This is a genomic window from Paenisporosarcina sp. OV554, from assembly GCF_003058165.1.
Taxonomy (GTDB): domain Bacteria; phylum Bacillota; class Bacilli; order Bacillales_A; family Planococcaceae; genus Paenisporosarcina.
The window spans coordinates 57,058-77,887 of the sequence record NZ_QBUC01000007.1; the positions used below are offsets into that span (position 1 = coordinate 57,058).

A 20,830-nucleotide genomic window follows, 5' to 3' on the forward strand; every position below is an offset into this window, starting at 1 on the left:
CGAGTGGGGTAAAGTCCATCGCGATTAGCTATTTATTTTGTGGTGATAAAGTGATCAATCAGTCTAAATCACTAAGAACTTTTGCAATATACTCTCGATCCAACCAAAATGCTTGCTTAGTAATCCACTGTCCATCAGGGAGTTGAACTTTATCTTTACCATCTTTAGCTTTGGGTCTAATATGGCAAATACCATTTGAACGTGGGGCGGGTAGGTTGTTCGCTACTACAGTAGAAGTACCTCTTTGTTTTTCCACTAATGTGACGCCTTCATTAAGTAATTGTTGAACATCTATCCAAAATGCTTTTAGTGGACCTTCAATTGTTTTTACTGGCATATTCCAAAGTTTAATTCCTTTGAAGAAAAGCTGTCGGTTTGAATTTTGTCTTTCAGTCTCTTTGTATTCAAACACAACCAAAAGAAATTTAGTTTCTTCAAAATAATTCGATGGCCAACTTTCCTCCCAGGTACTTTCTTTCCATTCATGAAAGTTAATCTTTTTAAAAGACATATGCTCCTTTGGTATACCGTTTTTTTCCAAACGAATTGTTTTAAAATGAATATTTGCCTTTGAAAATTCTTCGATATTACTAAGAGAGGTGCTTTTTATACCTAGCATAGAACTAACAAATTCTTGTAGAAACGATTTTGATTTATAATTCACTTCGATATTAAATTTCAAAGCAATTTTCTCTAAAGTCATACCGATATAGGGAGAAAATCGATTATGTAACAATTCTTCAAGAGAAGTCTTTCTTAATTCTTGTTTAGAAGCTATTGAAACTAAATGCTCATTAGTAATTTTCTGTCTAACTAAAGAAGTCATATAACTTTGTTTTAATGAATAGGCTCTTTGCATAGCTGGAATTGTGCTATAGGGCTGTGACCTAAGAGAATCACGATTTACTCCTTTTGTACAGGCTCCTAGATATATAGTGTCAGCTTCAGAAAGTTCATGTGCTAATCCTTTTTTTATTTCACCAACAATATAGTTCCAATCTTGTTTTATTATTTCTAAATCTTCTTCATCAAACTTGTGTATAAAACTTTTTATAACTTGGTAATCCGCACGCTTTAGTTCTGGCATCCATTCATAAAACATTATTAAAAGATTCTTGTTTTTAGACCAAAAGCTAGACGACTCAAAAGTTTTCAAACTCTCTTCTTGATAATTAATAATATTCAATACTAGTCTTTCCTTTGCTGAGAGACTTCCATTTTTAATTCGTTTTATAGGTGTTACCTTTAGCTCTATTTCAAGGTTAGAAAAGTCTGCTTCTGATTTCGAGTTAATTTCATAGCCGAATAAACTCTCTTCAATGATTTGCCCAAGATGGCCTTTTGCTCTTTCATTTTCAATCCGACCTGTTTGATCAATATCACCGAAGGTTTTACCTTCCGCTTCTTTAGCCTTGTAAAGTAGTGCTTCTTCCGTTTCATAAATCATTAATATTCCCCCTATATCAAAGCATTCTGGTATTCATTATCAAAATTTTACCATATAAAGAAAAAAGCTGATACATGGAGTATCAGCTTCGTAATGACAATTCTAATTGAATGTCAGTAAGTATATTTGTTTTTTCAATTTCTTCAATTCTTGTTCCCATGCGTTTAATCAATCCTACGACCAGTGCATTTCCCATACAGAAATAACGCATGCGGTCAGACATGGTATTTGTCCAATTATCATCAAAGCCATTGAGTCGTTCACATTCTAAAGGAGTTAGGAAACGCTTCCGTCCATTTACCTCAATGATATGTGTGCTTCGATTTGTGGAACCTTCACTTGTAAGCATTGTTCTACCAGGCTTGTCCAAATCATCTGTAGGAGACATTCCGCCTTCAGAGAAATGATAGACATGTCCATCAGCAGTCGTACGTTCAATTTTTTTAGGACCGCGAAGGTAGGCAAATTTCTCGCTAGCAGTTTCCGATAAATAAAACTTTTCATCGACTTCGCTTTCGTCAATAAGAATATCGCGCAACGTAATTGATTTTTCTTCTTTTGGAATAACGTGTGTTGTGAAAACTTCACCTGCTTTCATATAACCAGCTGTATGAAAACCAAAAGAAAAATCATCTGAGATAGATACAATGTCACTGGGTAAGGTAACTGACGTTATCCTATCCTTATAAGGTTCAAATTCAACCGGAAAAGGTTTAGCGAAGAATCCTTCATTAAAAACAATCTGATCTTCAGAAATCTTACTTTGTGCTTTTTCAAAAGCGATTCCATTTTTATAGGCAAAAATGAATACACGCCTTCTTCTCTGAGCAAAACCGTAATCAGCAGCATTAATGACACGCCACTCGACTGTATAATTTAAATCTCTAAAAGTAGCTAACATAACAGCAAAATCTCGTCCTCGTTGAGAAGCAGGAGATTTTAAAAGTCGGTCTACATTTTCCAAGAGAACATACTTGGGGTTTGTTTTTTCTATTACACGCTTAATTTCCCAGAATAAGACGCCTTTTTTCCCTTGGAGACCTTTCTCTCCAGAAAGACTACGTGCAACTGAGTAGTCCTGGCATGGAAAACCACCCACCACAAGATTTGGTTCTAAATCTATAAACGTATCATCAGATACGATAGTTATATCTTCATTCGAATGTATTCCAGTTTTAAAGTTGCTTACATAACAATCGAAAGCATCTTGAGCTTTTCGAGAAGGTTCCCATTGGTTACCCCAAACAACATCAAATAAATTAGGGTTCGCTTTCTCGAGACCCAAACGGAAGCCACCGACACCAGCAAATAATTCAATAACATTAATTTTAGAATTTTGCATATACGAACACCCTTTCGTGTTTTTCTTTATTATACAACATATCTTTGAAAAGATCAAGATCGAAATGTCACAGTATATCATATTTTTTTAACTCTTATTAGAAATAAATAAGTAAATAAATGTGTAGTTTAAAATTAATTAGAATATTTAGTATATTAAGTTCAAATAATTTGGTATTATTTTCTAAAAACAAGTTAAACATGGGGGCTATTCTATGGAACTTCCGGATTTATTACCGAAAAAAAGAGATAGAGAATATAATATGTATTCTAAGAAATTAAGGGCTAGAGTAATATTCATGTATCTTTTTAAAGGAAAGTCTCACAGATGGATAGATGAAATGATATTAATGAAAAACCCAGATATATCTAAAGGTTATCAATCTATGGGCATTCTACATCACATTGGACTATTAAATACTCATAAAAACATGTTCAAAGATTTCAGTATTGAACAGGCTAAGGAATATGCAGAAGGTAAATCAGTAGTATATTCGAATTTATTGGTCACTCTAGAAATTGATATGAATAATGAACACAATGACGAATTTGTTTATGAAATTAAAGAAAATCAGTTTCAAGAAAAAATTGATCAAAAAATTTCCGAAGTAAGCGTCGAATATTTGACGGATTACGTAGAAGAGTATTTACCACACCCTCCAAAACAAAAAGCGGAAAATGCTGAAGGGAGTTATTCATATCCGCGAAGTATATACGAGGCCACTAAAGCATTAATAAATGCTCAGTTTCAATGTGAAGTAAGTGATAATCATTGTTCCTTTATTTCAAAGAAGACTGGTAAAAATTATGTGGAAGCCCATCATGTAATTCCGATTTCTTTTCAATGGAAGTTTCAGTACGATATCGATCGAGTACCAAATTTGGTAGCGTTATGTCCTAATTGTCATAAAAAAATTCATTTAAGTATTAATAGTGAAAAAGAATTATTATTAAAGGAACTTTATATAAAAAGGAAATTCGATCTATTGAAAATAGGTGTGGAATTGAGCGAAAAAGATTTATTGGAAATGTATGATATATAGTTCTTTAACTAGTAGAGTAAAGTTATTTATGATATGTTTTGAAGCTTATTTGAAGTAATATTTCCAAATGATGAGTTCGAACTAATTACATACAATAATTCCGAGGTGCTTAACATGTTGCTTTACAATTGATCATTACAGAACGACTCTCATTCAAAACAAATGATGGAGGGGTTCTGAAAATGATGTACACAACATTAATAGAAGATATAACGAGCGAGCAATTAAACGGTTTCTTCGTTGGGTGGCCTAATCCGCCTTCGCCTGAAGTTCACCTTAGGTTATTAGAAAAAAGCTCTCATGTCGATTTAGCGGTTGATGATGAATCAAAGCAAGTGGTAGGTTTCATCACGGCTATTAGTGATGGGGTATTGTCGGCGTATATTCCGTTCTTGGAGGTGCTTCCACCTTTTCAAGGCCAAGGAATTGGTCAACAGCTGTTGAAAAAAATGGTGGAATTGCTGAGTGATATGTACATGATTGACTTAATGTGTGATGAGGAATTGCAGGGATATTATGAGAAGCTCGGGATGCATCGTTCACATGGGATGGTTCTACGGAATTATGCGAAACAATCAGGAGTCTAAGGGAGAAATATATGGAGTTAGACACTTTGACATGGGTGTTGTTTAGGCGTTGGTATGTTGTTATTTGCGAGTCTAGCAATTCTTATTTAAAGAGATTGCTCAGTTCCGTCGGTTACTCACTGCTCGTCGCTGAAGTTGCTTGAATGATGATAACCCTAGGGGAAGTGATCTTTTTGAAAGATATCAAATTGAGATTATCTCGTGTCATGCAAAGAATCAAGTTCATGTTTAAACTATTTCTAATAGAGCCTTTGTGGTTTAAAATCCTAATCTCTACGACATTGCTGACTTCGCTTGTTTTTAGTAGTTCATTTTTTTCGGCTAATGCGAATTACCAAGGCTTTTCCAAAGTAGCTGCCGCATTCTTTTTTTGTGCTTATGGATATAAAATGCGAAGGAATCGTGTGAATTCTATCCTCTTTTTTAGTTTAGCGGGTGTTTGTATGTATTTATCTTTCCTTGCTTACATTAATCAATTTTAGAGATATTTACATTTATTTCTAAAAATAAATTGACTTTCATTTTCCGCTTTGGTAAATTCAAATACAATATCCAAGACGAAGAGAGTAGCAAAATCGGATAATGTAGCGAGCTGGGGATGGTGTGAGCCTGGTTGTGAAGATTTGTGAACCGCACTTCGGAGATGCTTTTTTGAATGAAGTAGAAAAGGCCGGTGACTCACCGTTATGAGAAAGTGGCCCTATATGGGGTAATTTGAGTGGTACCGCGGAAGTTAAGCTTTCGTCTCATGTTTGATGAGACGAGGGCTTTTTTTATGTTCATTTTTACGTGCTAGTGCAACTACAGTTAATTTCTTAGGAGGAGTTCATATGAAACAAAAGGTAGTAGAAATTCTTCAACGTTTCACGACAGAGGTAATTGAAGAACAGATGATTGAAGTTCCTACGTATGCACATTTAGGGGACTATGCACTCCCTTGTTTCCCATTTGCGAAAAAGATGAGAAAGTCACCAAAGTTGATTGCTGAAGAACTAGCGGGACTTATTCAAGACGCGAACGTTGAAAGAGCAGAAGCGGTTAATGGCTATGTAAATATTTTTATGAAAAGATCGGGATTTGCGCAGTCGGTTATGAATACAATTTTATATGAAGCAAATCAGTATGGTTCTTCAAACGTCGGTGGAGGCGGCGTAGTGACCATTGATATGTCTTCTCCTAATATTGCGAAGCCTTTTTCTATGGGGCATTTGCGATCGACGGTGATTGGGAATTCCATTGCGTTGTTACTTGAAAAAAGTGGTTTTCACCCAGTGAAGATTAACTATCTGGGAGACTGGGGGACTCAATTCGGAAAGTTATTAGTGGCTTATCGATTGTGGGGCAATGAAAAACAAGTGCAAGAATCACCAATCAAGACATTATTGGCACTCTATATTCGTTTTCACGAGGAAGCAGAACGTAATGAATCGTTAAATGACCAAGGGAGAGCGGCCTTCAAATCATTGGAGGATGGACATCCAGAGGCATTGGCACTATGGAAATGGTTCCGTACAGAATCCTTAAAAGAATTTCAAAAAATTTATGACGTGCTAGGGGTTTCATTTGATTCCTATAAAGGTGAAGCCTATTACAACGACAAAATGGATGCGATTGTTGAAGAGTTACAGCAAAAGAATTTGTTAGTTGAATCGGATGGCGCCCTTGTTGTAGATGTAGGAGAACATCTGCCCCCTTGCCTAATCAAAAAGTCAGATGGCGCGACGTTGTATGCAACGAGGGATATTACAGCTGCAATTGATCGACATAAGACTCACCAGTTTGTGAAATCATTGTACGTAGTTGGAAATGAACAGAGTTTACATTTTGTTCAGCTGAAGACGGTGCTAAACAAAATGGGTTATGAATGGGCGGATACTCTTCAACATATTCCGTTTGGGTTAATTTTGAAAGATGGAAAGAAATTATCGACGCGTAAAGGGAAAATTGTCTTATTGGAAGAAGTGTTGAATGAAGCCATTCAATTAGCTGAGGCCACTATCGATGAAAAGAATCCGAACTTAATGAATAAAAAAGAAGTAGCGAAAGCAATTGGTGTGGGTGCGATTATTTTCAGTGATTTAAAGCAACATCGGAAACATGATATTGAATTCGACTTGAAGAAAATGTTGCAGACAGAAGGTGAAACAGGCCCGTATGTGCAATATAGCTATGCCAGAGCGTGCTCAATTTTGAGAAAAGCGGGAGCGGTGGATGAGTTTACAATTGAAGAAGTCAATGACCATGAGTGGGAAATAATCAAATGCCTAGAACAATTCCCAGCTATCGTAAAACGGACCGCTACGGAGCTGGATCCTTCTTTAATGGCAAAGTATGCAGTGGAACTAGCACAGGCATTTAATTCGTTTTATGGAAATGTTCAAATTGTTACCCAATCTAATTTGATGAACTACCGCGTTTCGTTAGTACAAAGTGTTGTAATTGTCCTAGAAGAATCTTTAAGACTATTGGGGATTAAAGCTCCGAAGGAAATGTGAAGAAGGTTTTGTTGGATGGAATAGTAAATTATTAAAACTAGAAAAGGGGAACAACGTGACAAATCCAGCAGGCTTTTGGGTACGACTGTTGGCAAATATTATAGACAGTTTGGTTATTGGTATACCGGTCGGCACAATAGCTTACATCGCGACAGGAAATTGGGAAAATGAAGACTTTTCAACTCCTTTATCCATATTATATTCTATATTGATACCTATCTTGTGGTACGGTTATACAGTAGGCAAGCGAATTATGAATGTGCGAATTGTTAAAGTGGATGGCAGTAAATTAGGTATTGGGGCTATGTTAATGCGTGTCATAGTAGCAGGTTTAATTTATGTCGTAACCCTTGGTATTGCAGCGATTGTCAGTGCGTTTATGGTCGGTATTAGAGAAGATAAACGCTCTTTACATGATCTCATTGCAGGAACATACGTAACGTATAATGCTCCTGGTGATGAGAATGACGTTCTTGTAAATGAATAGCTATAAATAATATAAACCCTCGTGTGAACGTCGCATGGGGGTTTTGTTGTTATGAAAAAGGATATTTTTGTAATTTGTCGAATGATTAATAACAAATATCTTTATAAGGAGCTTATATATAGTGGAAAATCTTTTGAGAAAAAGCGCGTTTTATGGATTCTTAGTTGGAATCGGTTATGCCATTCTTTTTACGAAATATAAAGAGACAACCGATTTGGGGGAGGGTCTTTCTGAAACGACGTATTTACCCGTTATGGAATACGTCATTACAGTGCTTCAATACGGTGTAGGTGGAGCCGTTGTAGCTTTGCTAGGGAGCTGGCTTATAGGGAAGCGAACGAAGGTAAATCAAGACGCTGTTAAAACGTATTATCTTGAAGTGTTTTTAGGGATTTTTGTTTTCTGTTTAATAATGGGAACGCTTTTCAATTTGTAAACAAGCAATTACCTTTGACTCACAAAAAATATTATTTGGAATTGTAACATTTTTCCTATCTGACTCGTCATAAATAGTTATAGAGACAGGGGGCAACTGACGATGAGAAAGGCTATTTATATTTTTCTGATTACCACCTTATTATTAGTATTGGCTGCTTGCAGCAGTAGCGACGATAAGGCGGAGATGTCTAGTGATGAAAGCAAACAAAGCTCAAATGATTTCTCAGGGGACATGGACGGTAAAGTTGAAAGTGAAGCGGCAACAGAAGAGTCAAGCGAAACGAAAACAGAAGCTCCAGTAGTGGCATCAGACAGAATGATTATTCACCAAGCGAGCTTAAGTGTTAACGTAAAAGAGTTAGACAAAGCACAAAGCAATATTGAAAAAAAGGTTGATCAATATGGTGGGTATATTGTTGAATCGAACGTCTATCAAGAGGATGATCAAACAAGTAGTGGCAGGATGATTGTTCGTATTCCAGAAAAGAATTTTGAGAAGTTCCTTTTAGATGCTGAAGGAGTAGCTGCTGAAGTTCTTGAACGTAATGTAACTGGTCAGGATGTTACCGAGCAATATGTGGATTTGGAATCTCGAGTGAAATCTAAACGAGCGGTAGAAGAACGTCTTCTGGATTTTATGAGCAAGGCACAAAAAACAGAGGACTTGTTGAAAATTTCTGCGGATCTATCCGAAGTCCAAGAAGAAATTGAAGTAATGGTTGGCAAGATGAAGTATCTTGAAAATCAAACCTCTTTTTCTACAATCGAACTATCGATGTATGAAAATCGGGTAGTAGTTCCTGAGATAGAAAGTAAAGAATTAAATACATGGGAAAAAACTAAAAAACAACTTGCTACAAGTACCAACTCTTTACTATCAGCGGGCTCAGCACTAATTGTGTTTTTCGTAGGTAACTTGCCAGTGCTCCTCCTTTTAGGCGCTATCGGATTTATTGTGTTCTGGATTATTAAGAGACGATTGGGACATGAACCGAAAAAATAAATAAACGCAAAAAAGCAGCTAGCGAAAATGGCTGCTTCTTCTTTGATTCTACTAATAATACATAGTGATTCGGTTATTAAATATTTAAGTAATTATGTTTGGCAATGACAATATTATCTCTACTATAGCGAGGTTACTATTAGAGGGTATTTAGAAGTAGTTTCTATCCTCCTGATTAAACTGATTCTGCTACCAATAAGCTTTCTAATATATCGAATGAGAGATATGAATGGGACGATTAACTATGAATAAATGAATTAAAAAAAGGCACGCAAAATTACAAAGACGTGCCTTTTTTTCAAGAGAAATTATTCGATTTCAAACGTATACGTTGCTTGGAACTTGAAAGATCCAGTGTACACTTGACCAAAACCAAAAACTGAAACGCGTGTTACATCGTCATACACAAACGATAATGAAGAATGAGCTAAAATTGTTCGCGTAATGTTTCCAGAGCTTCTTTCAAATATGACGTTGATTCCATCATCACTAAAGTTTTCAATGGTACCAGCTAAAACAACTGGTATTGAATTTGGTTCTACATCAAAAATAATGTTGGCATCTGTGTTAGACTGACCAGCGAAAGGGACACAATTTTCGAAAGTCAATGTTTTAGAGCGATCATTTTCAGGTCTATCTGGACATTTGCTGCATGAATGTTGGGAGAAATTATTTTTATTAGACATCTATTTTCACCTCCTTTTTAATAGAGTATGAGATTTGAAAAGATAATCTTGGGCTTGTTGTGAAAAATAGTTTCCATACAAAACTCAAAACTAGATTTCAATCTATAAATAAGTAATTGGTTGGTAGTTAAGACAAAGTTGAAACACGGGTATTTTAAAAATTTTTCCATCAAAAAAAGCCCCTTTCAGGACTTGTTAGTGCCTTGTTAGCAATCCATGTAATGCAATACTAGTTTGGTGTAAGAAATCTCATCTACCATATTTTCGATTTGTTCTTTTGATAGCTCATTTGGATCCATGATAAGCACAGCTAAAAATTGTGCATCAATGTTTTTCATTTCCCAAAGCCCCATCGCGAGAGGGTGGTCTGTACTTGTCGAGCCCTTCAAAAAAGGGGTTTTGTGTAAAAGAAACGAATAGGTAAAGAAGTTATAAAAAATCATATCAAACGGGATTTTCACTGGTATGAATTTAAAACGATTTACCTTCATTCTTCAAAACTTGATAACTCCGATAGTAGTATGAAAAAACAAAATCTCTTGTATTCGATTAAGAAGGATACCGTCATTTTGCCATTGTTTGAAGTAGCTCAATTGTTAAAAGGTAAATCTTCTTATCCTAATCTTTTAAGTTATGTAGAAGAAATGATTCAAATAAATTTGACTTCAAAATAGTGAGTAAGATTCGTATTTAATAAACACTGCCGAAGGAGATGTATAAACGATGCAAAAAAAAGTGGATTTAGCAATTAATTTACGAAATGCAGGTCGGAAAAAGGAGTCAAATGAATTACTTGTGAAATTGGTGGAAAAATTTCCTGGCGATGCCTTCATTAACTACCAATGTGCATGGAGTTTTGATATTTTAGGAGACGAGTCCGAAGCCGTTCCCTTTTATGAAAATGCCATCAATTTAGGCCTATCTGGTAAAGATCTTGAAGGAGCCATAGTAGGATTGGGGAGTACTTATAGAACATTGGGTGAGTATGAGAAATCTAAACAAGTATTACTAAAAGGCATGGACTTATTTCCAAACAATAAAGCAATCCAAGTGTTTTATTCTTTGACTCTTTATAATTTGAAAGAACATGATCGTGCGATGGAGTTGCTACTTACATGTTTAATCGATACATCTTCAGATAATGAGATTTTGAATTATAAGAAAGCACTCAATTTCTATTCAGACAAACTGAATGAAACTTGGAAGTAGGTTGGAATTGGAGTCTTGACGTCAAAGTAAGGTAATATATGTAATCCAGTGCTGGATAAGTTACATGAGTTCATTGAATTGCTCAGTAAATAAGGTAAATGGCATGCTGAACTGATTAGACAATTTTCTTGATATTTTTGAATTAGTTGTGGATTTTGAGGATGGGAGTGAAGATCGTTGGTTGTTAAATTAGAAAAAGCAATCGAATCAGACGCAAACGCCATTTTTGAAATTCAAGTTATTGCATTTAAGCCACTACTTGAAAAATATAAAGATTTTAACACGAACCCTGCGAATGAAACCATAAATAGAGTTGTCACCAGAATTAACAACCCAACTGGCGATTTTTATAAAATCATTGCTGAAAATGTGCTTGTTGGCGCTATCTATGTATTTTGGAAAGAGCAGACACAGTTCTGGATAAGTCCGATGTTTATTTTATCTGCCTATCAAGGAAAAGGAATAGCCCAGCAAGCCATTACATTAATAGAAAAATTTTTTCCACACGCAACAACCTGGGAATTAGCGACCATTATGGAAGAAGAACGTAATTGCTATCTATATGAAAAATTAGGATACATAAAGACGGGTGTAATAAAGCAATTAAATGACGATACAACTCTTGTTTTTTATAAGAAAATCGTGCGGTCCTAAGGTAGTCGAAACTGTTTAATCTAGACAATGATTTTAAAATCAATAACGTCATTAAGGGCGGTGCTATGATTATTAATTTCCCGAACTTTAAAATAATAGAAGTTTCAAAAGATGCAAAAGGAAGGTATGTAAAGCTAGAAATTCAACTTCCAGATGGACTTTCATTTATACGTTGGGAATTAGATCAATTTACGTTTATACAAATTAAAGAAGTGGTTTCTAAAAAACACTTCGATTCGTTAGCTACCGACTACTGTTACGAGCTAGTACCTTACACTAATGGGTATCAAGAGAATAATATCCCTACGTTTAATGGAATTATAAGATGTATTCAAGGCAAGCGGATGATACGTATTGAATTTGTTTGTTCAAAGAGGTTTGCAGGGAATATGGTTTGGTTCACAAATGAAGTTCGAAATTTAGATGATATAAAGCATCTAATATGGCGTGAATAGTCTTATATTAACTCCACTGATTAAGATGCAAAAAATACGATTGTTGATTGTCTCATTCGAGGAGGATGTCAGTTGAATTAGGGGGGGTATTGTTATTTCAAGGTCATAATACATAGAAATTCAACTTAAAGAGTATAATTTTTGAGTCTTTATACTTATAAAAAGTAAAAAAGTATTCAGAATCTTGCATTCATTGAAATAATAATGTGCTATAATTTGGATATAATAGTTAAGAAGGTGCAAGAAATGCAAAAACATAAAATTTTTGATATCAGTTTGTTTGTAAGCAGCTTAATTGTGGGCTTATTATTTGTACCTTTAGAAGTAGATTTGACAAAATATCTAATCGTGAGTGCCATTTACCTCGTTTTTTCTGTTATCTATTCCAATCTTAGAATCAAACATGGCAATGGAACTGGAAGTTATGACTATGGGGTTTCCTATACTCAATCTATGTCTCTATTTGCTGGTCCATTAGGGCTGTTATTTTATGAAATAGTACATCGGTTCATTATTTTTTTTCAACGGAAATATGCAAAAACTGCAGATGAGAATGAATTTACGGATACGTTATATAACATCGGTTCTTTCACGTTATATCACACTGTCGGGTACCTCTTCTTCTTTGCATTATATCCATATGTAGAAACAATTCCATTTGGCTTCTTTCTACTCTTCTTTGTGTGTTCAGTGATTATTAGTTGGCAATCCGATGCTCTTCTTGTTTGCACTTTTTATTTAAGTGGAAATATCCGTACTTGGTCAGAAGTCGTGCAGTTTTTTAAAAACAGGAGCATATTAGATACTGGAAAAGTTGCCATTACAAATGGACTTCTATTTTATTTCGTCATGGAAAACCACTGGGACATGTTGATTGTTTTCTTCATAATGAATTATATCGTAAGCAAGTCCTTCCTTTCTAAACATGAAACGATTCAAAATGAGATAGAGCGAGACCGCTTCCGTGAAATGGCTTATACCGATTTCATGACAGGGTTATCTAACCGGGCGATGATGGATAAACAGATGGTTGAAATTAATGGCACGAATGAAGTACTTGCCATTGTGGTTGCAGATATTGATAAGTTCAAACATATCAATGATTCATACAATCATGCAATCGGAGATCATGTTATCCAACATTTTGCTGGAGTCTTAAAATCCCATACTAGTAAGGAAGATTGCGTGTTTCGAAGTGGTGGAGAAGAATTCACGTTGTTCTTGCGAAGCCGTAGTTACGAAGAGTGTCTGGAAATTGTTGAATCTGTCAGAAGTCATGTAAGTGCTCATCCAGTCCATGTCGAATACAAAGGCTCAGAAGCAGTCATCCCATATACAGCGTCATTTGGCTTGTATTTCGATAAAATGTCGGAAGAATTGCCAATGGAGCGAGCGTATATTTACGCAGATCAACTATTACTAGAAGCAAAAGATCTCGGGCGTAACCGAGTGAATGTAAGTGATGGTCAACGAGTTATGATTCATAGCTAATATCAGTCCCCTCAACATTGTTGAGGGGATTTTTTAATCTGCACACCCTCGTTTGACTTTGGGTGGTTTACCCTCTAAACTAAAAAATATCGGTTTAGGGGGTAAACTAGTTTGGATAAGAGAATACAAGAAGCAGTTTCACTATTTGAAGAAGTCTTAATTTACGGAACGGAACGGGTGATTAAAAGTGTCGACGATCCACTTTGGAAAGAATATTCACCTGAACAAATTCAAGTGTTGAAACTGATTCACAAAGAAGGCGAAATTACATCAGGTAGACTCGCTATTTTGCAAGGCGTACATAAGAGTGCCATTTCAAACCGTCTAAAGAAACTAAAGGAAAAAGAGTTAGTAGACACTAAACCTTCAGGTGATAAACGTGAAAAAATTCTCGTGTTAACTCAGCAGGGCGAAATGGTAATCAAACGTTCAGACGAAGTTTTACACGAATATATTGGGAAATTAATGTCTAATCAAGTAAATGATCAGGAAATAGATCAGTTTTTAGTGACGTTTCGCAAGTTAAGAAAAATTTTGAAAATGAATGGAGTCTAACAGATGACTGCGATATTACGATGGAAATGGCCGATTACCATTGGTTTACTAGCAATTACGATTGTATTGTTCCTAATCGCCCCGAATTTAACGGAACAAGCTGAAAAAGCGGGATCATTCCAATTGTCTAAAGATGCTTCTTCACAACAAGCAGCCCAAATGCTTGAGGATGCAGGGGAGAGTGACCAGACGATTTCCGTCGTGGTGGAACTGGATCAAGCATTAACAGATGATGTCCGAAACCAATTGAGCACAATGGTGGACGATATCGTATCTCTTGGGGACACGGTGACAAGTGTATTGAACCCCGTAGAAAGTGATGAGCTAGAAAGTCAGCTCATTTCTGGAAATAAAAAGACCGTGCTCATTCCCATTACAGTCGATGGTACAGATGAAGAAGTAAATCAAATTGCAGAAGATATACGCGCAACTGTTATTCCGTCAGACATGACGGCTTATGTAACAGGATTATCCATCATAAATAGTGATGTAAATAAAAGTTCACAAGAAGGCTTAAAACGTACTGAAATCATTACCGTCGTATTGATTTTCGGTTTATTACTTGCGGTATTCCGCTCTATTGTTACACCATTCGTTCCATTAGTGGCGGTTGGGATTACTTATCTGCTGAGTCAATCGTTAGTGGCATTTTTCATAGATTGGTTTGGCTTTCCAGTTTCGAACTACACACAAATTTTCTTAGTAGCTATTTTATTTGGTATTGGAACGGATTACTGTATTTTACTGTTGAGTCGTTACAAAGAAGAATTATCAGCCGGACATGAAGTTAAACAAGCGATTTTTAATACCTACAAAACTGCGGGACGGACTTTGCTCATTAGTGGAGTCGCTGTCTTCGTTGGATTCTTTGCAATCGGTTTTGCAGATTTCCCGATATTTAAATCTGCTGTAGCAGTAGCGGTCGGAATTGCCGTCTTATTACTCGTCTTATTTACCGTCGTACCAGTGTTGATGCTGGTATTGAAAGAAAAACTATTTTGGCCGTCTAAAAAATCGGCATCGCATAAAGACAGCAAACTATGGGGACGGATGAGCAAGTTATCGATCAATCGCCCCGTAGTCTCTATACTTGTAGTGGCCATTTTAACGGTTCCGTTATTGCTGACATACGACAATTCATTATCGTTTAACACGGTCGATGAAATCGGCGATGACTATGAATCAGTCAAAGGATTACGTGCGATTGAAAATGGTTTTGGAAAAGGCGATTCCTTGCCTGTCCAAGTCATCATTAAGGCAGATGAAAAGCTTGCAAACGAAGAAATGATTCCATACGTAGAGCGTTTAAGTCAGCGTTTTGAACAAATAGAAGGCGTTGAAAAAATTCGTACCATTACGCGTCCAACTGGTGAAGTTATTGAGGATTTGTATGTTGATCGACAACTTGGATTATTAGCAGACGGATTAACTGATGCTCGCGAAGGATTAAGTGAAATCGGTGAAGGTCTTACTCAAATTCAAAGCGGGTTAGCTGGAGGAAACGAAAGTGGCGGACTCGGTGAAGTCGCGGCAGGTATCGGTCAGTTAAATCAACAATTAACGCAGGCGACACAAGGTTTGCAACAAACTGGCAACGTCCAACAAACGATAGGTGCTTTGACAGCGATTAGCGAACAACTTGATCAAATCCAACAAGGACTTAAAAGTGCGGGTGGAGATGGAGAAGGATTGTCTCAGTTGACGGAAGGTCTTGCTGCATCAAACGAAGGCCTTACGCAAATTACAGATGGCTTGGCTGAAGCCAGCGACATGATGAATACAATGAGTAAGAGTGACAGTGTGCGTGATACAGGAATGTTTATTCCCGCAGGTACGCTTGAAAACGAAGATTTCGCTCCAGTCTTAGAGCGCTACACATTCGCAGAAGGCAAGGGCATTAAAATGGAAGTTGTTCTTTCCGATGACCCTTATTCACCAGAAGCAATCGATACTGTGCACCGATTGAAAGAAGCGGTCGCATCTGAAGTGAAAGGTACTCCATTTGAAGATACCGATATCGCATTTGGTGGAATTTCCAGTATTAATAGTGATTTAGCGGACATCTCATCAAGCGATTTCTCAAACACTGTCATCATCATGTTGATCAGCTTGTTTGTGGTGTTAGCTATAATGTTCCGTTCGATGATTATGCCATTATTCATGATTGGCTCATTGTTGTTAACGTACTTTACGTCAATCGCAATTGCAGAGTTGATTTTCGAGAATATATTAGGATTTGACGGTATTAGCTGGGCAGTACCATTTTTCGGCTTTGTTATGTTAGTCGCACTCGGTGTCGATTATTCCATATTCTTGCTCGATCGTTTCCGTGAAGAAGCCGAAAGCGGCATAACTGTTCGAGAAGCGATGCGTGTATCGATGACGAAAATGGGAACCGTCATCATCACAGCTGCTATTATTTTAGCAGGAACATTTGGAGCGATGATGCCTTCAGGCGTATTGAGTTTAATGCAAATTGCTTCCATCGTAGTCATAGGATTACTGCTTTATGGCTTAATTGTCTTGCCATTACTAATTCCAGCAATCACGGTATCGTTTGACCGTGGTGTATGGTGGCCATTCGGAATGAAAAAGAAAAAATAATCACACAGAAAGCCCTTCGGATATCATGCCGAAGGGCTTTCGTTTTGTATAAGTAAGAGAGAGAAGCTTAGGTGAGAATGTTTACAACCCCATTGGCAATTGAAACAACAGATAGTTGTTGGTCCATTGTTGACATTTGATGACTATTTTTTCGTCATCTTTTTTGAAGAAATAATTTAATTCTTGTTGGTCAACAAATTCCCAGCCGTTTTGAGTCATCCGTTTTTTCAAGGATTGTTCCGCCAGATCTTTCGAGTCATCTGTTACAAACCATAAATAGCCGTCTTGTTGCGTTACTTTCGAAAGGGGTAAGTTAGAAGTTGAACCTAGATTCGCCACTTCGTACTTCGTTTTATTTTCAAATGGAAGTTCGGGGTAATGGAATTTCGTTGAAAGAGCAACAGTAATGGAAACAATAAGTATAATAACAATTAGCAGCATCCACTTTTTCATATCACCACTCACCCCAATCCATTCCCGAATTCTTGACTTATTGATTAGACTGTTTAACCCTTCGGAAAGTTCCAACATTTCATTAATTTACCAAAAATATTTTTTTTAACTCTTATCTTGTTGTTAATAAAGGAAATTGACATCAAAGAAAATAATTAATTGAAGAGTAATGCAGGGATTCTCCAACTTCTCTCGAAAGGTATTGAGGAGAATGTAGAATCTGGAGGAGGCAATTTATGTACCATACAATTGATGAATTTTTAGCGGAATGGACGTACGAAAGTGACTCAACTCAAAAAATATTAGACTTATTAAACGATGATTCGTTATCAACACGAGTCAAAGAAGGAGAACGCTCGTTAGGTTTCTTAGCATGGCATATCGTCGTCACTGTACATGAAATGATGTCACGAGTCGGTCTCGAATTTAATGCTCCTCAATACGATGCAGCAGTACCAGCGACTGCACATGAAATTGCTCAAAGCTACCTCCAAACGAGTAAGGCTTTGACGGAAGCAATTCGTACACAATGGACAGATGCTAATCTTTCCGAAGAACACGATATGTATGGCGAAACATGGTCGAGTGCTACAACTCTCAATGTATTAGTCAAACACCAAATTCATCATCGTGGTCAGTTAACCATTTTGATGCGTCAAGCTGGCCTTACTTTGATCGGCGTATACGGTCCATCGCGTGAAGAATGGGCGTCTTATGGTGGAGTAGCTCCAGAATAATAAGTCCGAAAGCAACTTCGAAAATGAAGTTGCTTTTTGTGTTCAGCTTAACCTGATGAATGTAAAGAACTCTTTACATTCATCGGGTTTTTATTTATTATTTATGTAAAGAACACTTTACATAAGGAGGCGTGAAATTTGCCGGTGTTAAACCGAATAAAAGACATACGAACAGCTCATGGCATTACGCAAGTTCAGATGGCATTGGACTTGCAAATTACACGTCAAACTATTACAGCTATTGAAAATAACAAATACAATCCAAGTTTGGAATTAGCATTAAAGCTAGTGAAATATTTTCAAGTATCCATCGATGAAATCTTTGAGTTGAAGGAGACAGACAAATGAATTTGATGAATATCCTGATTCTCACAAAGGACCCGCTTGAAGGACATGGGTTAAAGTGGATTATTACTTCACAACTTCGAGATATCAAAGTGGATGTTGTGGACGACGTGGAACAATTCTCCAAACAAGTGAAAGAATGCGCAGTTGATTTCTTAATTGTGGATCTTGATTTGTGGGCGTCACAAGACTCGTCTTTCTTGCCATTACAGATGCAATGGCTTGGTATTTCTTCTGAACGAACGTTCCAAACGGCCTATCGAGCACTAAAACATAAAGCAGAAGACTTGTTGTTCCGACCTTTTCAACCAGAACACTTGATTAAGCATGTACAGCAAGCCCGTTTTCGTTTGCGCAATGACAAGGAGGGGTCTCCTCAGCTCAAATCCGCTCAAGAGTCGATGCTGACTTATGAGGATTTATTATTAGCTGAAACATACCCCAATACTCCCGTGTTAATGAGTGCGATTGTACCTTCAAATGTAGAAGTTGGATCGCAATTAGTAAGGGCACTAGAAGAGTTTTCGTTTCCTACAACATTTCACGTTTTTCCGTTCTCGGATTTTGTTCTCGTTATCCATCGATTGGTGGAACATGAAGAACTTCAAGAAGGTTATCGTTCCTTTTTTGCTTCATGGAAAAGTCAGTCTGAAGAGTTACTATCTATTTATCTGTACGAATCCACAGAAGGTAAGAGTATGCGTGACTTATACCAAAAAATGCGTCGTTTTCAAGAACGTATTTTTTATGACGGATACGATATTTTGTCAGTAGAGTTGTCCGACTTAACATGGAGAGACCTTGATCCATTTTTGTCCCCTTTGGAACAACGAACATGGATTGAAATGTTAGAAAAGCAAGACTTAAAGCCGATTCGTGAATGGTTAGAGCAAGACTTCCTGACACTTGAAGCACCGTATCCAGACCCAGAAATGGTACGTATCCGTCTAACCAGTGTCTTGGCACAAATGAGAAGATATATGACCGCAAAGTCGATTAGCAATGGACCAATCGAAAAACACTATCATCGTTTATTTCAAGACATCATTCAAGAGCCTGTTATGTATCACATTATTCAAAAGCTGGGCGATTTCACATCAAAGTTAATGAATGAAACAAGTTTCCATGAAGAAGGAAACGCCAATTTTTCTGAAAAAGTGCGCGCGATGATGGAATCAAATTATTGGGATTCTAATTGGAACTTAGCAACGTGTGCAGAGGCACTCCATATAAATAAAAGTACGTTGAGCAGAAAGTTTTCTCAAAGTACAGGAAATAAATTTCGAGACACGCTTCAAGAAATTCGAATAAGAGAAGCCAAGCGTTTATTAAAAGAAACGAAGGCACCACTTGAAGAAGTAGCGAGATTAGCAGGCTACACACACCAAACGTATTTCAACGCAAAGTTTAAAGCTGCAACAGGTCAAACTCCGTCTACTTATAGATTTGATTGACCATGAACGTCATTAATGTCACGTACGAGTATCTTTCCATATATCTAAGGTAAGGCATTTTTCGGGAGATGATATGGTGACTACTTGGATCGATGTTTCAGTTAGTAAACGGCAGCTTAAGCTTTATAATGCAAGTGTATTATTAAAAACGTATCCAATTGCAGTCGGTAAAATGTTAACACCTACGCCAACTGGTAATTACATCATTATTAATAAAGAATATAACCCGGGAGGACCTTTTGGAGTTTTATGGATGGGTTTGTCTAAGCCACATTATGGAATTCATGGAACAAACAATCCTTCATCAATAGGTAAAGTGGTTTCGCATGGATGTATAAGAATGCTTAACGACGACGTGACTGAACTCTCATCCTTGGTGCCAATAGGAACAAATGTTTATATACACCGCTGAAGAATTGCGAGTGTACGCTAAAGACAATAGATGGGGGAGTTATCAAGTGGGACAAAAAAATAACATATACATAAGAGAATTCGTAACTGATGATGCCGAGTCATTATTAGAATTAAATCTAGCAAATCGAACAATATTCGAAGCGATTACACCTGTATCAAACGATGATTCGTTTTATATACTAGATGCCCATTTGAAATTAATCGAAGGCTGGAAGCAGGCAAAGAAACTAGGGAGTCGTTATGACTTTGGTATATTTGAAAGCAGCAATAATAAGCTTATTGGCATGATTGCTCTTTATAAATTTGGTGCATCCGAAAAATGTGTATTGGGATATTCATTAGATAAGGGGCATCATGGGAAAGGTTATGCTACTGAGGCAGTCAGATTAATACTTGAGATTGCGTTTAAGGAATTAGGATTTCATAGAGTTGAAGCGGGAGTCATGCCTAGAAATATAGGGTCAGCGCGAGTATTAGAAAAATCAGGATTTGTTAAAGAAGGGCTACTAAGAGACTATCTTAAAATCAACGGAATATGGGAGGACCATTATATGTTCTCGATCCTTGAAAATGAATTTTATTAAAGACCGTTTAGTAATTTTGATGAAGCAAAAAAGCCCTCATAGCGACGAATTCTAGTTGCAATAATGCTTGGAGTTTTTGTCGGTATACTATTCGAACAAGACTTTGGAGTAGTTTTAATTAGTTTACTTCCGATGATTCTAGCCTTTATGTTTGCCATTCTTTACTTGATTGAATTGTCTAATACGAACGAACCGAAGTGGTAAAGAATTAGAAAAGATTAATAGATTTCCTATTATTCAAATCAGCAGAGACTTCAGTAGGTGCTTTATTCTCGCCCATTAACTGTAAAAGAAGATTGTGGTGGTTGCCACTATATCGAAATTTAAAAGAGTCCAATTCAGTTGCGA

22 protein-coding genes and 1 other annotated feature are annotated in these 20,830 nt (G+C 36.7%); of the genes, 17 read left to right on the plus strand and 5 right to left on the minus strand.

The features are described 5' to 3' along the window. Positions 1-58: 58 nt before the first annotated feature. Positions 59-1,447 (minus strand): Sau3AI family type II restriction endonuclease, encoded by a 1,389-nt coding sequence (locus tag C8K15_RS08235; RefSeq protein WP_108585945.1) that lies wholly within the window; start codon positions 1,445-1,447, stop codon positions 59-61. Between the two features lie 82 nt (positions 1,448-1,529). Then, positions 1,530-2,789, minus strand: a complete 1,260-nt coding sequence (dcm, locus tag C8K15_RS08240) for a DNA (cytosine-5-)-methyltransferase (RefSeq protein ID WP_108585946.1) — start codon at positions 2,787-2,789, stop codon at positions 1,530-1,532. A gap of 214 nt (positions 2,790-3,003) precedes the next feature. Here dcm and C8K15_RS08245 point away from each other — a divergent pair, with 214 nt between their 5' ends. The 6 genes from C8K15_RS08245 (at position 3,004) to C8K15_RS08275 (ending at position 8,841) form a co-directional block, all read left to right on the plus strand. Then, a complete protein-coding gene (locus C8K15_RS08245) occupies positions 3,004-3,831 on the plus strand; it encodes an HNH endonuclease (protein WP_108585947.1) in 828 nt (275 codons plus the stop codon). Between the two features lie 182 nt (positions 3,832-4,013). Next, positions 4,014-4,418: a GNAT family N-acetyltransferase gene (locus C8K15_RS08250; RefSeq protein ID WP_108585948.1), complete on the plus strand. Its 405-nt coding sequence runs from the start codon at positions 4,014-4,016 to the stop codon at positions 4,416-4,418. Positions 4,419-4,963: 545 nt separating this feature from the next. Continuing rightward, positions 4,964-5,170: a binding site (T-box leader), on the plus strand. 78 nt (positions 5,171-5,248) lie between these two features. Continuing rightward, complete coding sequence (gene argS / locus C8K15_RS08260; RefSeq protein ID WP_108585950.1) at positions 5,249-6,913, plus strand: arginine--tRNA ligase; 1,665 nt, start codon at positions 5,249-5,251, stop codon at positions 6,911-6,913. A gap of 55 nt (positions 6,914-6,968) precedes the next feature. Next, positions 6,969-7,400 (plus strand): RDD family protein, encoded by a 432-nt coding sequence (locus C8K15_RS08265; protein WP_108585951.1) that lies wholly within the window; start codon positions 6,969-6,971, stop codon positions 7,398-7,400. 121 nt (positions 7,401-7,521) lie between these two features. Next, positions 7,522-7,836, plus strand: coding sequence for a hypothetical protein (locus C8K15_RS08270; RefSeq protein WP_108585952.1), 315 nt, complete (start codon positions 7,522-7,524; stop codon positions 7,834-7,836). A 102-nt stretch (positions 7,837-7,938) separates the two neighbouring features. Beyond that, a complete protein-coding gene (locus C8K15_RS08275) occupies positions 7,939-8,841 on the plus strand; it encodes a DUF4349 domain-containing protein (protein WP_108585953.1) in 903 nt (300 codons plus the stop codon). A gap of 308 nt (positions 8,842-9,149) precedes the next feature. On the opposite strand, the gene C8K15_RS08280 is transcribed toward C8K15_RS08275, so the two are convergent. Then, positions 9,150-9,527: a hypothetical protein gene (locus C8K15_RS08280; protein WP_108585954.1), complete on the minus strand. Its 378-nt coding sequence runs from the start codon at positions 9,525-9,527 to the stop codon at positions 9,150-9,152. Positions 9,528-9,733: 206 nt separating this feature from the next. Next, positions 9,734-9,880: a hypothetical protein gene (locus tag C8K15_RS20755; protein ID WP_233260415.1), complete on the minus strand. Its 147-nt coding sequence runs from the start codon at positions 9,878-9,880 to the stop codon at positions 9,734-9,736. A gap of 370 nt (positions 9,881-10,250) precedes the next feature. Here C8K15_RS20755 and C8K15_RS08285 point away from each other — a divergent pair, with 370 nt between their 5' ends. The 6 genes from C8K15_RS08285 to C8K15_RS08310 all read left to right on the plus strand — a co-directional run bounded on the left by C8K15_RS08285 (position 10,251) and on the right by C8K15_RS08310 (position 16,495). Continuing rightward, positions 10,251-10,736, plus strand: a complete 486-nt coding sequence (locus tag C8K15_RS08285) for a tetratricopeptide repeat protein (RefSeq protein WP_108585955.1) — start codon at positions 10,251-10,253, stop codon at positions 10,734-10,736. A 177-nt stretch (positions 10,737-10,913) separates the two neighbouring features. Then, a complete protein-coding gene (locus C8K15_RS08290; RefSeq protein ID WP_108585956.1) occupies positions 10,914-11,390 on the plus strand; it encodes a GNAT family N-acetyltransferase in 477 nt (158 codons plus the stop codon). Positions 11,391-11,455: 65 nt separating this feature from the next. Next, on the plus strand, positions 11,456-11,845 hold the full coding sequence (locus C8K15_RS08295) for a hypothetical protein (protein ID WP_233260416.1): 390 nt from the start codon (positions 11,456-11,458) through the stop codon (positions 11,843-11,845). Positions 11,846-12,091: 246 nt separating this feature from the next. Beyond that, entirely contained in the window at positions 12,092-13,336 is a 1,245-nt protein-coding gene (locus C8K15_RS08300) for a GGDEF domain-containing protein (protein ID WP_108585957.1), read from the plus strand. Positions 13,337-13,447: 111 nt separating this feature from the next. Then, the gene (locus C8K15_RS08305; protein WP_108585958.1) at positions 13,448-13,891 is read left to right on the plus strand and encodes a MarR family winged helix-turn-helix transcriptional regulator; all 444 of its coding nucleotides are present in this window, start codon (positions 13,448-13,450) and stop codon (positions 13,889-13,891) included. 3 nt (positions 13,892-13,894) lie between these two features. Beyond that, on the plus strand, positions 13,895-16,495 hold the full coding sequence (locus C8K15_RS08310) for an MMPL family transporter (protein WP_108585959.1): 2,601 nt from the start codon (positions 13,895-13,897) through the stop codon (positions 16,493-16,495). A gap of 81 nt (positions 16,496-16,576) precedes the next feature. Here C8K15_RS08310 and C8K15_RS08315 read toward each other — a convergent pair whose 3' ends face one another. Next, the gene (locus C8K15_RS08315; RefSeq protein WP_108586035.1) at positions 16,577-16,948 is read right to left on the minus strand and encodes a hypothetical protein; all 372 of its coding nucleotides are present in this window, start codon (positions 16,946-16,948) and stop codon (positions 16,577-16,579) included. Positions 16,949-17,184: 236 nt separating this feature from the next. On the opposite strand from C8K15_RS08315, the gene C8K15_RS08320 reads away from it, so the two are divergent. The 5 genes from C8K15_RS08320 (at position 17,185) to C8K15_RS08340 (ending at position 20,482) form a co-directional block, all read left to right on the plus strand. Continuing rightward, positions 17,185-17,685 carry a DinB family protein gene (locus tag C8K15_RS08320; protein ID WP_108585960.1) on the plus strand — a complete coding sequence of 167 codons (501 nt, stop codon included), beginning with the start codon at positions 17,185-17,187 and terminating at the stop codon, positions 17,683-17,685. Positions 17,686-17,823: 138 nt separating this feature from the next. Further along, on the plus strand, positions 17,824-18,033 hold the full coding sequence (locus C8K15_RS08325; protein WP_108585961.1) for a helix-turn-helix transcriptional regulator: 210 nt from the start codon (positions 17,824-17,826) through the stop codon (positions 18,031-18,033). Further along, positions 18,030-19,484, plus strand: a complete 1,455-nt coding sequence (locus tag C8K15_RS08330; protein ID WP_233260417.1) for a helix-turn-helix transcriptional regulator — start codon at positions 18,030-18,032, stop codon at positions 19,482-19,484. The genes C8K15_RS08325 and C8K15_RS08330 overlap by 4 nt, the downstream gene beginning before the upstream one ends. Before the next feature lie 76 nt (positions 19,485-19,560). Beyond that, entirely contained in the window at positions 19,561-19,896 is a 336-nt protein-coding gene (locus C8K15_RS08335; RefSeq protein ID WP_108585962.1) for a L,D-transpeptidase, read from the plus strand. Between the two features lie 46 nt (positions 19,897-19,942). Beyond that, positions 19,943-20,482 (plus strand): GNAT family N-acetyltransferase, encoded by a 540-nt coding sequence (locus C8K15_RS08340; protein ID WP_233260418.1) that lies wholly within the window; start codon positions 19,943-19,945, stop codon positions 20,480-20,482. Positions 20,483-20,830 lie beyond the last annotated feature (348 nt).